The sequence below is a fragment of the Janthinobacterium sp. PLB04 genome, assembly GCF_021165895.1.
GTDB classification, from domain to species: domain Bacteria; phylum Pseudomonadota; class Gammaproteobacteria; order Burkholderiales; family Burkholderiaceae_D; genus Janthinobacterium; species Janthinobacterium lividum.
This window is the reverse complement of the sequence record NZ_CP088968.1, coordinates 3,656,429-3,671,086: the sequence shown is the minus strand read 5'-3', so window position 1 is coordinate 3,671,086 and position 14,658 is coordinate 3,656,429. Positions and strand designations below refer to the sequence as shown.

The 14,658-nt window shown below is 63.2% G+C and carries 15 protein-coding genes; 6 read left to right on the top strand and 9 right to left on the bottom strand.

The window, feature by feature from the left end:
- Positions 1-29: 29 nt before the first annotated feature.
- Both LSO07_RS16250 and LSO07_RS16245 read left to right on the top strand, forming a co-directional pair.
- Positions 30-1,031 carry an NADP-dependent oxidoreductase gene (locus tag LSO07_RS16250; protein ID WP_151095425.1) on the top strand — a complete coding sequence of 334 codons (1,002 nt, stop codon included), beginning with the start codon at positions 30-32 and terminating at the stop codon, positions 1,029-1,031.
- Positions 1,032-1,092: 61 nt separating this feature from the next.
- Positions 1,093-1,518 carry a GNAT family N-acetyltransferase gene (locus LSO07_RS16245; RefSeq protein ID WP_099387838.1) on the top strand — a complete coding sequence of 142 codons (426 nt, stop codon included), beginning with the start codon at positions 1,093-1,095 and terminating at the stop codon, positions 1,516-1,518.
- A gap of 97 nt (positions 1,519-1,615) precedes the next feature.
- Here LSO07_RS16245 and LSO07_RS16240 read toward each other — a convergent pair whose 3' ends face one another.
- The 9 genes from LSO07_RS16240 to ygfZ all read right to left on the bottom strand — a co-directional run bounded on the left by LSO07_RS16240 (position 1,616) and on the right by ygfZ (position 11,265).
- Entirely contained in the window at positions 1,616-2,626 is a 1,011-nt protein-coding gene (locus LSO07_RS16240; RefSeq protein ID WP_070279901.1) for an ABC transporter permease subunit, read from the bottom strand.
- 160 nt (positions 2,627-2,786) lie between these two features.
- Positions 2,787-4,286: a sugar ABC transporter ATP-binding protein gene (locus LSO07_RS16235; RefSeq protein ID WP_151095424.1), complete on the bottom strand. Its 1,500-nt coding sequence runs from the start codon at positions 4,284-4,286 to the stop codon at positions 2,787-2,789.
- Positions 4,287-4,363: 77 nt separating this feature from the next.
- Positions 4,364-5,299 carry an ABC transporter substrate-binding protein gene (locus tag LSO07_RS16230; protein ID WP_077404737.1) on the bottom strand — a complete coding sequence of 312 codons (936 nt, stop codon included), beginning with the start codon at positions 5,297-5,299 and terminating at the stop codon, positions 4,364-4,366.
- A 64-nt stretch (positions 5,300-5,363) separates the two neighbouring features.
- Complete coding sequence (tal, locus tag LSO07_RS16225; protein WP_151095422.1) at positions 5,364-6,314, bottom strand: transaldolase; 951 nt, start codon at positions 6,312-6,314, stop codon at positions 5,364-5,366.
- Positions 6,315-6,316: 2 nt separating this feature from the next.
- Positions 6,317-7,801, bottom strand: a complete 1,485-nt coding sequence (gene xylB, locus LSO07_RS16220; RefSeq protein ID WP_208672513.1) for a xylulokinase — start codon at positions 7,799-7,801, stop codon at positions 6,317-6,319.
- Between the two features lie 32 nt (positions 7,802-7,833).
- Positions 7,834-8,841, bottom strand: a complete 1,008-nt coding sequence (locus tag LSO07_RS16215; protein ID WP_151095418.1) for a LacI family DNA-binding transcriptional regulator — start codon at positions 8,839-8,841, stop codon at positions 7,834-7,836.
- Positions 8,842-9,123: 282 nt separating this feature from the next.
- A complete protein-coding gene (locus tag LSO07_RS16210; protein WP_034784601.1) occupies positions 9,124-9,861 on the bottom strand; it encodes an NRDE family protein in 738 nt (245 codons plus the stop codon).
- Positions 9,852-10,142: a DUF4936 family protein gene (locus LSO07_RS16205; RefSeq protein WP_034784600.1), complete on the bottom strand. Its 291-nt coding sequence runs from the start codon at positions 10,140-10,142 to the stop codon at positions 9,852-9,854. The genes LSO07_RS16210 and LSO07_RS16205 overlap by 10 nt, the downstream gene beginning before the upstream one ends.
- Before the next feature lie 7 nt (positions 10,143-10,149).
- The gene (ygfZ, locus tag LSO07_RS16200) at positions 10,150-11,265 is read right to left on the bottom strand and encodes a CAF17-like 4Fe-4S cluster assembly/insertion protein YgfZ (RefSeq protein ID WP_151095416.1); all 1,116 of its coding nucleotides are present in this window, start codon (positions 11,263-11,265) and stop codon (positions 10,150-10,152) included.
- Positions 11,266-11,441: 176 nt separating this feature from the next.
- Here ygfZ and mltG point away from each other — a divergent pair, with 176 nt between their 5' ends.
- From mltG to LSO07_RS16180, 4 genes are all read left to right on the top strand, one after another.
- A complete protein-coding gene (gene mltG, locus LSO07_RS16195) occupies positions 11,442-12,428 on the top strand; it encodes an endolytic transglycosylase MltG (protein WP_034784598.1) in 987 nt (328 codons plus the stop codon).
- 21 nt (positions 12,429-12,449) lie between these two features.
- A complete protein-coding gene (gene tmk, locus LSO07_RS16190) occupies positions 12,450-13,091 on the top strand; it encodes a dTMP kinase (protein WP_151095414.1) in 642 nt (213 codons plus the stop codon).
- 15 nt (positions 13,092-13,106) lie between these two features.
- A complete protein-coding gene (locus tag LSO07_RS16185; protein WP_151095412.1) occupies positions 13,107-14,135 on the top strand; it encodes a DNA polymerase III subunit delta' in 1,029 nt (342 codons plus the stop codon).
- Positions 14,136-14,266: 131 nt separating this feature from the next.
- A complete protein-coding gene (locus LSO07_RS16180; protein ID WP_092604977.1) occupies positions 14,267-14,653 on the top strand; it encodes a VOC family protein in 387 nt (128 codons plus the stop codon).
- Positions 14,654-14,658 lie beyond the last annotated feature (5 nt).

Here is a 14,658-nt window from a genome sequence, read left to right as displayed (position 1 = left end):
GGTTCATTTGACAAATGACAGGAGCATTCATGACCACCTACCAACGCATCGTCCTCGCCTCGCGCCCCGCTTCCAATGAGGAAGTGCAGCCGGCACATTTTCGTCTGGAAACCAAAGAGATTCCCGCCATCGCGGATGGCCAGTTGCTGGTGCGTAACCAGTATCTGTCGCTCGATCCTTACATGCGCGGGCGCATGAGCGCCAATAAAAGCTATGCGGCGCCGCAGGCGCTCGATGAAACCATGATCGGCGGCACGGTGGGCGTGGTGCTGGAATCGAGGCATCCGAAGTTTGCCGCGGGCGACACCGTCGTGGGGACTTTGGGCTGGACGGAAGTGGCTGTGTCGGACGGCACCATGCTGCGCAAGGTCGACACGACGCATATTCCCGCCTCGGCCTACCTGGGCTCCGTCGGCATGCCGGGCATGACCGCCTGGTATGGATTGAACCAGATCATGGCGCCGAAAGCGGGCGAAACGGTGGTCGTGTCGGCCGCCAGCGGTGCCGTGGGCAGCGTCGTGGGCCAGCTGGCGAAATTGAAAGGCTGCCGGGTCGTCGGCATCGCTGGCGGCGCCGACAAGTGCGCGTATGTGGTGAATGAACTGGGTTTCGATGCCTGCGTCGATTACAAGGCGGGCAAGCTGGAGGCCGACCTGGCGGCGGCCACGCCGGACGGCATCGACGCCATCTTTGAAAACGTGGGCGGCGCCATCTTCGATGCAGCCCTGGCGCGCACCAACGCGTTTGGCCGCGTGGCCGTGTGCGGCTGGATCGCCGGCTACAACGGCGAGCCGACGCCGCTCGACAATGCACGCCTGATCCTCACCAACCGCCTCACCGTGCGCGGCTTCATCGTGTCGGAACAGCCGGAATTCTGGCCGCAAGGATTGGCGGAACTGGGAACATTGGTGGCGACGGGCAAGCTGAAATTCCGCGAATCCGTGGCCGATGGCCTGGCCAGCGCGCCGGAAGCGTTCATCGGCCTCTTAAAAGGGCGCAACTTCGGCAAGCAATTGGTGAAACTAGCCTGACCTTCCTTCCGCAAGGCGGGCCGTGCGACAATTGCGGCCCGTCTCTTACTAGCGCATATCCATGACCAATCACACCATCCGCCTCGGCGACTGGGCCACCCTGGGCCCTGACGCCACCGCCATCCGTTTCGAAGTCTTTGTCGATGAACAGAAAGTGCCGGCCGAGATCGAACTCGACGACATGGATGCCGTCTGCCTGCACGCCGTCGCCTACGACGGCGCCGGCAACGCCATCGGCACGGGACGTTTATTGCCAGACGGCCACATCGGCCGCATGGCCGTGCGCCAGCCGGGCCGCGGCACGGGCGTGGGCGGCGCCATTTTGACCTTGCTGATGGACAAAGCCCGTGAACGGGGCGATGCGGCGGTGGTGCTCAATGCGCAGACCGTGGCCGCGCCATTCTATGCGCGCCACGGTTTCGTGCAGCAGGGGGAAGTGTTTGAAGAGGCGGGGATTGCGCATGTGGAGATGCGGCTGGTGTTCTAGGGTGTGGTCGGATTACGCGCGTAGCGCTAATCCGACCTACGACGTAAACGGTAGGTCGGGTTAGCGCGCAGCACGTAACCCGACACCACCAGCACAATCAGTTCTGCGCGTGGCTCTGGCGCCATTTATCCAGAATCACGGCCAGCACGATCACGACACCCTTCGCCACATACTGCCAGAACGACGACAGTCCCAGAATCGTCAAGCCATTGTTCATCACGCCGATGATCAGGGCACCGATGACGGTGCCCCAGACGGAGCCCACACCGCCCATCAGGCTGGTGCCGCCCAGCACGACGGCCGCGATGGCGTCCAGCTCATATCCCGTGCCCCAGTTGCCGTTGGCCGCATACAGACGGCTGGCCGACATGGCGCCGCCCAGGCCCGCGAACAGGCCGCTGATCGTGTAGACAAACATCAGCACGAGGCCGACCTTGATGCCCGTCAAGCGTGCCGCCTGGATATTGCCGCCGACAGCGTAGATATGCAGGCCCAGGGTGGTCTTGCGCAGGATGAACCACGTCAGCACGACGACGGCCGCGGCCAGCCAGATCAGCCAGGGCACGGCCAGGAAGCTGCCGTTACCCATCCATTCGAAGCTGGGGATTTCCGTGTTCAGCACGCTGGTGCCGTCGGCGAACAGGTAGGCCGCGCCGCGCAGGGCCGTCATGGTGCCCAAAGTCACCACGAACGGGTTCAGGCCGACGAGGGCCACCAGCACGCCATTGAGCGCGCCCAGCAGCAGGCCGACGATGAGGAAGGCGGGAATCGAGAAGCCGGCGAACTGGGCCGACAGGGACATCAGCATGCCTGCCACGGCCGAGACGGCCAGCACGGAGCCGACGGACAAATCGATGCCGCTCGTCAGAATGACGAAGGTCATGCCCGACGCCAGCACGATATTGATCGACACCTGGCGGAAGATGTTCATGGTGTTATTGCTGGTCATGAACGTTGACGTGCCATCGGCCGAGAAGTACACGGTCAGGCCATACATGGCCAGGTAGAGCACCACCAGCACGGGCAGCATGCCCAGGCGGCGCATCAGGTTCGAGGCATTGAAGGGTTCGCCGGCGCGCGCGGCGCCGCGGGTGGTGCTAGTTGTCATCATGAGTCTCCTGAATGATTATTTAAGACGTATTCTTAAAACGCCTGACAAAACCGTAGCGAGCGGATGTGGGTTGTGGTTGAGACGCGGAACTGTGCGGATGCACAGTGAGCATCGGAAACCGCAACCCGCGACGCGCAGTAGGTTTTGACAGGTGTTTTTATGCCGCTTCCAGCTGCGTGGCATAGGCAAGGATGTTTTCCTGCGTAATGTCGTCGCCCGTCACTTCGCCCGTCAGGCGTCCTTCGCACATCACCATCACGCGGTCGCAGATGCCGACCAGTTCGGCCAGTTCGCTGGAAATGCACAGTACGGCCGTGCCCGCATCGGCCAGCTGGTGGATGATCTTGTAGATTTCGCTCTTCGCGCCCACGTCCACGCCCCGCGTCGGTTCGTCGAGGATGAGGACCTTGGGCGCGATGGCCAGCCAGCGCGCCAGCAAGACTTTTTGCTGGTTGCCGCCGGAGAGTCCGCCGACGATGCCTTCCGGTCCCGACACTTTCACGTTGAGGTTGGCAATTGCCTCGCGCGTCAGCTGGGTCAGGGCGCCACGGTTGACGACGCCCGCCGTGGAGTGCTTGGAGAGGATGTTCATCGACATGTTTTCCATGGCCGACAATTGCATGAACAGGCCCAGGCTCTTGCGGTCTTCCGGCAGGTAGCCGATGCCGTGGCGGATGGCCGCCAGCGGCCGGTGGATGTGCACTTCCTGGCCGTCGAGCCATACTTGCCCCGATTGCTTCTTGTCGGCGCCAAAGATCAGGCGCGCCAGTTCCGTGCGGCCTGCGCCGACCAGGCCGGCAAGTCCCGTCACTTCACCCGCATGCAGCGCGAACGAGGCGGGCTTGACCTTGCCGCCGCCCACGTTTTCCACGCGCAGGCGCTCGGCGCCGCGCGTGGTGCGCCGCTGGTGCGCATAAAAGTCGTCGGCGGGGCGCCCCACCATCATTTGCACGACTTTCTTTTGATCCAGCTCATCCTTGCCCAGCTCGCCCACATAGGCGCCGTCGCGCAGCACGGTGATGCGGCGCGCCAGGCGTTCCACCTCGGCCATGCGGTGGCTGATGTAGAGCACGGCCAGGCCCTTGTCGCGCTGTTCTTCGATGATGCGGAACAATTGTTCGGTTTCCCGGTCGGACAGGGCGGCAGTGGGCTCGTCCATGATCAGGATGCGGCTTTCGTGCACGAGGGCGCGGGCGATTTCCACCTGCTGCTGCTCGGCGATCGACAGGGTCGAGACCATGGTGTCCGCGTCGAAGCGGGAGCCGAGGTCGGCCAGGATGGCATTCGTGCGCGCGCGCATTTCGCCGCCCTTGATGGTCCAGAACGGTCCTTGCGGCTCGCTGCCCATGAAGACGTTCTGCGCCACCGTCATGTTCCTGGCTACGCTCAATTCCTGGTAGATCAGGTTGATGCCCAGCGCGCGCGCCTCACCCGGGTTGCGGATACGGATAGGTTTACCGTCGAGGATGATCTCGCCCGCGTCCGGCGTGTACACGCCGGATAAAATCTTCATCAGGGTACTCTTGCCGGCGCCGTTCTCGCCCATCACGGCATGGATTTCGCCGCTGCGCACCGTCAGGTGCACGCCGCGCAGCGCGCGCGTGGCGCCAAAGCGCTTCTCGATGCCGCGCATTTCAAAAATAATATCGTCGCTCATGACTGTCCTTCCTTGCTGGTGAAACTGGCGCCGCCTGCCAACTGGCTGGCGGCGCCACGTGGTTCAGGTCAGGCAGATCAGTTCTTTACCCAGCCCGTGTAGGTGGCGACGTTTTCCTTGGTGATGGCCGGGGTCGGCAACAGCACCATGGTCTGTTTCGGCGTGCGGCCGTTCATGATGTCGTAGCCCATCTGCACGGCGTCGGTGGCCATGCGGTACGGGTTTTGCGCCGAGGTGGCGGCAAACAGGCCGGCCTTGTTTTTCAGGGCGTTCTGGCCATCGGGCGCGCCATCGACTGCCGTGATCAGTTTCACGTCCGTGCGCTTCGATTGCTTGATCGCCAGTTCGGCGCCGATGCCGGTCGGGTCGTTGATGGCGAACACGCCGTCGATCTTCGGATGGGCCGTCAGCAGGTTCGACATCACGGTCATGCCGCCGTCGCGGCTGCCGCCGGCGTTCTGGTTGTCGGACAGGATCTTGATATCCTTGAACGCGGCCAGGGTTTTCTTGCAACCGTTGACGCGGTCGATCACGGACGTGACCGGCGGGCCGTTCAGGATCACCACATTGCCCTTGCCGCCGATCTGCTTGGCCAGGTAGGCGCACGACACGTCGCCGGCCATGGTGTTATCGGACATCACGGTGGCCGAGGCGCCCACGGCGCCCACGTCGACGGCGATCACGACCACGCCCGCATTGCGCGCTTTCTTGATGGCTGGCGCGATGCCCTTGGAATCGACGGCGTTCAGGATGATGATGTCGGTCTTGTTGGCGATGAAGTTCTCGATCTGGTCCACCTGGGTGTTCAGGTCATACTTGCTGGACACCGTGGTGACTTTCACGCCAGGGCCGCCCAGCTTTTTCGCGCTTTCTTCCGCGCCGCGGCCAATGGCCACGAAGAACGGGTTGGCCAGGTCGCCCACGCTCACGCCGATCGATTTCAGCGGTTTGTCAGCGGCGAAAGCACCGCAGGCGGCGGACAGCAGCAGGGAGGCGGTAATGACTTTTTTCATGAGGATCTCCAAGGGTTTTTATTGTAAAAACAAACGGTGCTACGGGTAAAAACGGGGTGCAAACTTATTGATTGCGTAACTTCTCGATCATGGCGTCCAGCTTGCCCGCATCGACGGCAAAGCCGCGGATGCCTTCGGCCAGCTTTTCGGTCGCCATCGCGTCGTCGTTCAAGGCGTAGCGGAAAGCGGCTTCGTCATACGTGATGGCAGGTTGTGCCGCGCCCAGGTCGCCGCCCAAGGCGCGCTCGAATGGCGCATCTGCCGCTTCCAGCTTGGCCAGCAGATCCGGGCTGATGGTCAGCAAGTCGCAGCCGGACAGGGCCGTGATCTGCCCCACGTTGCGGAAGCTGGCGCCCATCACTTGCGTGGCGATGCCATGTTGTTTGTAGTAATTGAAGATGCGCGTGACCGACTGCACTCCTGGATCATTGGACAGGCTGCGCGCCGCTTCGTCCCATGCCGCGCCCAGCGATTTTTTATGCCAGTCGTAGATGCGGCCCACAAACGGCGAAATCAGGCGCACTTTCGCGTCGGCGCAGGCGACGGCCTGGCAGAACGCGAACAGCAGGGTCAAATTGCAAAAGATGCCGTCCTTTTCCAGTTCGCGCGCTGCCTGGATGCCTTCCCAGGTGGCGGCAACCTTGATCAGCACGCGCTCGCGGCTGATGCCGGCTTGCTCGTACAGGGCGATCAGGCGGCGTCCGCGAGTGACGGTGGCGTCGCGGTCAAAGCTCAGGCGGGCATCGACTTCCGTCGATACGCGGCCCGGCACGACCTTTAAAATTTCCAGGCCGAAGCGCACCAGCACCTGGTCGACGATATCGTCCAGCGCAGCGGATTGATGCGCGGCGACCGTGCTTTCCAGCAAGGGCGCGTAATCGGGCTGCAGCACGGCCTTTAAAATCAGCGAGGGATTGGTGGTGGCGTCTTGCGGCGCGAAGCGCGCGAGTTGCAGGAAGTCGCCCGTGTCGGCGACGACGGTGCTGTATTGCTTCAATTGTTGCAGCTGATTCATTACTATTCCTTATCACTGAGTTGGTGCAAGGCTTGCACGGCGGGAAACAGGCTACGGTAGCGACCGTAACGGATGCTCAAGGCTGCGCTGTGCGCGGCATCGGGCAGGAAAGTGTTTTTGATGGGCAAGCCCTGCGTCAGCAGGCTGGTGTCGCCGATGGCGGCAAAGCCCAGCTTGGCAGCGCCCAGGCTGGCCGACAGTTCGCTGTTGTGCAGGGTGCGCATTTCGCGTCCCAGCACATTGGCCAGCAATTGCGCCCAGTACTGGCTGCGCGCGCCGCCGCCCACCAGCATGCAGTGGGGAACGACGGCGCCCGTTGACGTGACGGCCGCCATGGCGTCGCGCAAGGCAAAGGCAACGCCTTCGAGCACGGCGTAGCCGAGCTGCGCCGGCGTACTGTCATGGCCCAGTTGCAAAAAGGCGCCGCGCACTTGCGGGTCGTTATGCGGCGTGCGCTCGCCCGACAGGTAGGGCAGGAACAGGGGCGCCGAGGGCGCGATGGGCGCGTTGAGCGGCAAGCCCGCTTCCACCAGCGCCAGCAGGGCTGCCTCGTCGGGCTGGCCCAGCACGCCCGTCGCCCAGCGCAGGCAGCTGGCGCCCGACAGGATCGCGCCCATCGCATACCAGCGGCCGGGCAGGGCGTGGCAAAAGCTGTGTACGCCGCCGGCCGGATTGCCCAGAGGCGCTTCGGTCACGCTGACGATGGCGGCGCTGGTGCCCAGCGAGATAAAGCTGTCGCCGCCATTGACGGCGCCGATGCCCACGGCCGAGACGGGATTGTCGCCGCCGCCACCCGCCACCACCACATCCGCCGGCAAGCCCAGCTGGTCGGCGACGGACGCCAGCACGCTGCCCGTGGCGGCGTCGCCTTCGGCCAGCGCCGGCATCTGTTCTGGGTGCAAGCCGCAGGCGGCCAGCATGGGCACGAACCAGGCACGGTTGGCCTCGTCCAGCCACAGGGTGCCGGCCGCGTCCGACATGTCCGTCAGCTTGATGCCCGTTAATTGCAGGCGCAAATAGTCTTTCGGCGACAGCAGGCAGGCGATGGCGGCAAAGGCGGCCGGCTCATGCGTTTGCAGCCACAGCAGTTTTGGCGCCGTCAGGCCCGCCATGGGCAGGCTGCCCGTCACATCCGCATATGCGGGATAGTCGCGCGCCAGGCTAGCCGCTTCGGCCTCGGCGCGCGCATCGTTCCACAGGATGGCGGGACGGATCACGGTATCGTTGGCATCGAGCAGCACGGCGCCATGCATCTGGCCCGACAGGCCGATGCAGGCGATGCAGGCATAGTCCTGCGGCCAGCCTGCGCGCAGCTGGCCCAGCGCGTTGACGCAGGCGGCCCACCAGTCCTGCGGCGCCTGTTCGGACCAGCCTGCTTGCGGGCGGCTGGTGTCGATGCGCACGGATGCCTGGCCGCGCACGGCGCCAGTGCTGTCCATCAGCACGGTTTTCAGTTCGGAGGTACCGAGGTCGATACCGAGGGAAATCGCTGGATGCATGTTTGGTTTACTGTAAAAGGTCAGGGGCAGCCGCAGGAATTGCGTACGCGCAAGGTTGGCGACAAGCGCTGCACGTGCTGGGCGCGATCGGGATTGGCGATACGGTCGATCAGGAGGTCGACGGCCATGGCGCCCAGCTCTTCGAGCGGCTGCGCCATCACGGTGAGGCGGGGGCTGAAGTAATCGGCCCAGTCGAAATCATCGAAGCCGGCCAGCGCGACGTCTTGCGGTACCGCAATGTGCGCATCGCGCAAGGCATGCATGGTGCCGATGGTCATCAGGTTATTGCCGGCAACGATGGCCGTGGGACGCTGTGCGGCGGGCAGGGCCAGCAATTCGCGCGTGGCTGCGCCGCTGCGTTCCAGGTTGGAGTCGCCCGAACGCAGCAGTGCCCCATCGAAGGCAATATTGGCGCGTTGCAAGGCCAGGCGGTAGCCTTCGATACGCTCGTCCGTCGTGGACAGGCCGGGCGCGCCGGCGATGAAACCGATGCGGCGGTGGCCATGGGCCGCGATCAGATGGCTGACGAGCTGGGCCGTCGCTTCGATGTTTTCCACGCCCACCTGGTCGAACGGTTGCGGCGACATGCGGTCGACCAGCACGGAAGCGATCTTGTTGCTGGTCAAATAGTCGAGGGCGCGGTTGTGCGGATCGCCGGATGGCGCCAGCACGATGCCGTCGACGCGGCGCTGGTGCAAGTTTTGCACCACTTTCAACTCCTGCTCGGGGTCGTCATGCGTATCGGAAAACAGCATCATCAAGCCGTGCCGCGTGCAGGCAGCCTCGATGGCGCGCACGGTTTCGCTGAAATAATGATTGGTGAAGGCGGAAATGGCCACGCCGATGGTGCCCGACGAGGAGCCGGCCAGCGCGCGCGCCAGCATGTTCGGCACATAGCCGATCTGCTGCATGGCCGCGTTGACGGCGGCGACGGTTTTCGGGCTGACCTTGCGGGTGCCGTTGACTACGTGAGAGACGGTCGACAGCGATACGTCCGCCGCCCGCGCTACATCTTCCATGGTGGCCATGGTGTCTCCTGAGGTTTTTTTATTATTGTGTACTGCGATTGGGTGCGGCTGTGTCGCCGCGATTGAAGCTATCGTAAACAAAAGAAAGCGCTTGCGCAAGCGCTTTCTTTTTTCTGCGGATGGATGGCGGGTGGGTTGTCGATGAGGATAGGGGAAGCTTGCGCAGGTCGGATTAGCGCGCCGGAGGCGCGCGTAATCCGACATCGGGGACGGCGGTGATGCCGGTTGAGGGCGCTGGTGTTGTCGGGTTACGCGCTTGCGCGCTAACCCGACCTACCCGACCTACTGGATCACCAGCTCATGCAGTTCGCCGGGAGAATCCGGGAACAGTTTCACGACGGTGGAAGTGCGCGTGCCGTAACCCGGCGTTTCGATGCAGACGGCGGACAGTACGCGCTCGAGGTCGAGCGGCACGCCTGTGTCCGGCAAGCGGAAATCGGGTGCGCGCGTGGTGTCAGCCAGCATGTCGAAATACGCCTCGTCGGGCGCACCCTGGCACAGCAGGCTGGCGAACTGGGCCTTGGTCTTCAGGACTTTCGGCCACGGCGCGTCCAGCAGGGCGTTCGACAGGCCGTAGATGCCCGGCTCCAATGGCTGGCCATTGCGCGCATCGCCATCGCCCCGGTTGGAAAACCAGATCAGGGTGTCCGCATCGCCCAGCACCAGGTTAAAGCCGTTGTAGGCTGTGCAGCCGGGGCGGATTTGCGCGATGTAATCCTGTGGCGACATATTGCCGGCCAGATAGTCGGCTACCAGGGCGCCGCGCGAGGGGGCGTCCGGGTTGCGGTCTTGCGGGCTGCGGATATTCGTGATGGCGGCAAAGCGCGAGCTGCCGCTGCCGGCCTGGGTGATGCCCATCCAGCTGCCGCCCGCCTGCAGGTCGCGGCCCGCATACACTTGCGGGTGCTCGGGCCAGGCGCCGGCGGGGGCGCTGGCGCGTTCATAGAATTCGTCGCGGTTGGCGGCGGCAATCAGCGGGATGTGCGGATTGACTTTCCAGGCAAAAACGATCAGGCACATGGAGGCAAATCCATGAACACTTCCGTATGGCGCGCGCCAGCCGTCAAGGACAGCAATCCCGCTTCGTCGGACGCGCTGGCCAACAGCTCCGTAAAACCTTCGCCGACGACGGGGTAGATTTCCATCCACGTCTGCAAGCCATCCTTGGCGTCAGGGCGGCGCTTCAATTGCGGCGCCACGCCGGACGCGGCAGCCAGTTTTGCCTGCAAGGCACGGACCCGGGCTTCCAGCGCCTGGGCGTGCTCTTCCTTGACCTGGTAATAAATGTACAAATCTTTCATGGCATTCTCACAAGTCGAGTGCGTCTAGCACGTAAGGCATGGACAGGAACTGCACGTGAGCGCCCTGGGCCGAACCGTAGCGCACGGCGCCGGCGGCGCTTGCACCTTCTTCGATCGCCCCCAGCTTCATTTCAACGAGGGCGTCGATGCCGCCATCACCGTTGGGCGCCGCGTTGACGACCATGCCGCAAGGTTGCTCGGGGTCGCTGACGGCAAACAGTTCGCCGCCGGCCACTACCGAGGGATCGGCAATGCTGACGAGGGTGGTGCGGCGCTTGAGCTTGCCCAAGTACTGGCTGCGCGCGACGATTTCCTGGCCCGGGTAGCAGCCTTTCTTGAAATTGACGCCGCCCAGCAGCTCGAAGTTGATCATTTGCGGCACGAACTGCTCTTGCGTGGCGGCCGTGATCTGCGGGATGCCCGCGTGGATCTCCGACAAGCGCCAGGCGTCAATCCCGCCCTTGGCGAGCGTTTGCGCCAGCTGCGGCCACGCGTCGCGCGCCGTGGCGGCCGACGTCAGCCATTCATAGCGGGCGCTGCCGAACGCATCGGCCACGCGCAGCAGGGTGCCGGACGCGTGTTCGACCTTGCTGAACGGCGTGGCGGGCAGCGCCGGGAACCAGCCGGACAGGGCCGCGCTGGCTTGTTTGCCGCCCAGGCCCAGGACAACTTGATTGGTTTCATCAAGGGATGCATCGTGCAGCTTGGCCTTGGCGCGCAGCACGAACATCTGCAGACGCTTCTGGATGGCCGGCTGTATGGCGCGCGGCAATTGCAGATAAATGGTGGTGGCGTTGCGCCACATCAGGAAACTGGCCAGCAGCCGGCCTTTCGGCGTGCAGTAGCCGGCCAGGCGCACTTGCTCCTGGTTCAGGTGTTCCACATCGTTGGTCAGCTGGCCGTGCAGGAAACTGGCCGCATCGTCGCCGCTCAAGCCGATCAAGCCCTGGTCCGTGATGGCCGCGACAAAACCTTCTTGCAGCTGGGGCACTGTCAGGGACTGGCCGAAATCATGGATAGGGACGGCGGTGATGGGGGCGGTGCCGTCAGGCGCGCCATCGATGGCAACGGGGCGGGCGCCTTGGGCTGTTAAAAATTGATTCCAGTTATTCATAATTTCCATTAGATCAGCGATTAAGCATTATCATTACGGGTTCATTATAGTGATGTCGCGCAGATTGCGTCGGCAACGGCAAGATTGCCAGTGTTGGCGCCGCTTTGCGCGCACTTGCTTCACAAATGAACGATCATAACAAGCGGACGTTGGCCATCAGCGCTCGCATCACAAGAATCGGAACAATGGCTTTCTTTAAAAAACTTGTAGTCAGTTCAGTCATCGCCGCTATCGGCGTGGGCGGTACTTTTGTGTACTGGGCGCAGCAGCCCATCACCACGGACGGAGAAGCGATTCCGTTTACGATCAGCCCGGGCAGCGGCGCGCATGCGGCCGGCCAGCAGATCGCGGACGCGGGAGTGCCCATCGTGCCCATCCTGTTCAACATGCTGGCGCGAATCGAAGGCAAGACCTCGAAGATCAAGGCCGGTTCCTATGAACTGAAACCGGGCACCACGCCGCAGCGTTTGATCACGCAGCTGGCGCGCGGCGAATTCGCGCAAGAGTCGCTGACCATCATCGAAGGCTGGACCTTCAAACAGATGCGCCTGGCGATGGCCAACCATCCCGGTCTCAAGCACGATACCGCGGGCCTGTCCGACAAGGAACTGATGGCGAAAATCAGCCCGGAATATGTGCACCCGGAAGGCTTGTTCTTCCCGGATACGTATCTGTTTGCCAAGGGCGCCAGCGAAATGCAGATTTTCAGGCAGGCGCATACGGCCATGATCGGCCGCCTGTCCGAAGCGTGGGACAAGCGTGACCCCGCCTTGCCATATAAAAACCCGTACGAAGCGCTGATCATGGCTTCCATCGTGGAAAAGGAAACGGGGCAAAAGTCCGAGCGCGCCATGATTGCCGGCGTGTTCGTCAACCGCCTCAAGACGGGCATGCTGCTGCAGACGGACCCGACTGTGATCTATGGCATGGGCGACAACTACCAGGGCAAGATCCGCAAACGCGACCTGGAAGCGGACACCCCGTACAATACCTACACGCGCGGCGGCTTGCCGCCCACGCCGATCGCCCTGGCTGGCGCGCAGTCGCTGACGGCGGCGCTGGCGCCGGCCCGCACGCAAGCGCTGTATTTCGTGGCGCGGGGCGACGGCACCAGCCAGTTCTCGGCCAACTTGCCCGACCATAACCGCGCCGTGAATCAATACCAGCGTTAATTATTTCAAACTAGAAGCTTCATGACACCACACTATCAACCCCGCTTCATCACCTTCGAAGGCATCGATGGCGCGGGCAAGTCGACGCATATCGGCTTTGTCACCGACTACCTGCAGCAGCGTGGCGTCAGCCTCGTTTCATCGCGCGAACCGGGCGGCACCAGCCTGGGCGAAAAACTGCGCGAACTGCTGCTGCATGAAAAAATGCACCTGGAAACGGAAGCCTTGCTGATGTTCGCCAGCCGCCGCGAACATATCGCGCAAGTGATCGCGCCAGCCCTCGATCGGGGCGAGTGGGTCATTTCCGACCGCTTCAGCGACGCCAGCTTCGCCTACCAGGGCGGGGGCCGGGGCATGGACTTGCGCAAGATGGAAGCGCTGGAAGCGTGGGTGCACCCGCACTTGCAGCCGGACCTGACTTTCCTGTTCGACGTGCCGCTGGCCGTGGCCCGTGCCCGCCTGGACGCCACGCGTGCGCTCGACAAGTTCGAGCAGGAGCAGGCCGATTTCTTTGCCGCCACGCGCAACGAGTATCTGCGCCGCGCGGCCCAGTTCCAGGAACGCTTCCGCATCATCGATTCCACGCAAAGCATTGCCGATATTCAAGTACAGCTGGCAAAACTGCTTGATGTATTGCTTGAGCAAAGTATTGCAAGCCACTGATTGATAAGGAATAAAATGAATAGTCCTCTCTATCCGTGGCAACAGAACGCCTGGCAGCAATTGCAAGCCTTGCGCCCGCGCATGCCGCACGCCATTTTGTTCCATGGCGCGCAGGGCATCGGCAAGGCCGACTTCATCGAGCATTTCGCGCAGGCATTACTGTGCGAAGACGTGCGCGCCGACGGCCATGCCTGCGGCGCGTGCGCCTCATGCGGCTGGTTTAGCCAGGGCAACCATCCCGATTACCGCCGGGTCCGTCCGGAAGCGCTGGAAGACGACGTGGCCGACGACGGCGAAGAGGGCGAGGGCGCGAAGAAAAGCGCCAAGACCAAGACGCCGTCGAAAGACATCAAGATCGAGCAGATCCGCAACCTGGCCGACTTCATGAATATTTCCACGCACCGCCAGGGCTTGCGCGTGGTGGTGCTGTACCCGGCCGAGGCGCTCAACACGCCCGCGTCCAACGCCTTGCTGAAAACCCTGGAAGAGCCGCCTCCGGGCACTTTGTTCTTGCTGGCTTCGAACAGCCTGGACCGCTTGCTGCCGACCATCTTGTCGCGCTGCAGGAAATTCGCCTTGCCCATGCCCAGCCACGAGCAGGCCTTGACGTGGCTCAAGCAGCAAGGCTTGAACGATGCGGACAGCTGGCTGCGCGAGCAGGGCGGCGCGCCGCTGGCAGCGCTGGCCCAGTCCGAATCGGGCGGCCGCGAAGAAACGGAACAATTGCTGCAAGTCTTGGCGAACCCTGGCGTGGAAGCGGCCCTGAAAGCGGCGGACAAATTACAGAAGTCTCCGCTGGCGCCGCTCGTGGCATCGCTCCAGCGCTGGCTGTACGACGTGTTTTCCGTCAAATTGTCCGGCAGCATCCGCTACTACCCGCGCCACCGGCGCGAACTGGAAGCGCTGGCAGGACGCATCAACGTGAGCCGGTTGATGGCTGCGATCAAGGCGGCGAACGAACGCCGGGCGATTGCCGAGCACCCCTTGTCGCCCAAGCTGTTTTTGGAAGACATGCTGCTCGACTACGCATCCAGTTGTCAATAAAATCAAGTGCTTGCGTGGTCAAGTTAAAGTAAATTATCTATTTCTTGGCCCGGCGGAAGGCTCGCCGCATCGTTTGCCACGCCTGGCCCCCGGTGTTACAGTCAAGGCACTGGACAGCAACGGAGGCGTGCATGAAACGAGTCACTGGCATCGGCGGCATCTTTTTCCACGCGCAAGACCCGGCCGCGCTGCGCGCCTGGTACCAGCGCCACCTGGGCCTGGACGTGCAGCCGTGGGGCGGCGCCGCCTTCACCTGGACGGACGCCGACGGCAAGCCCACTGGCGGCACCACTATCTGGTCCGTCGCGGCCAATGACAACGAACAATTCGCGCCCGGCAAGGCGTCCTTCATGATCAACTACCGCGTCGACGACCTCGACGCGTTGCTGCAAGCCCTGCGCGACGAGGGCTGCAACGTGCTGGAAAAGGCGCCCGATTCCGAATATGGCCAGTTCGGCTGGGTCATCGATCCCGAGGGTAACAAGGTAGAGCTGTGGCAGCCGCCGCAGGGGCAGTAGGGGGA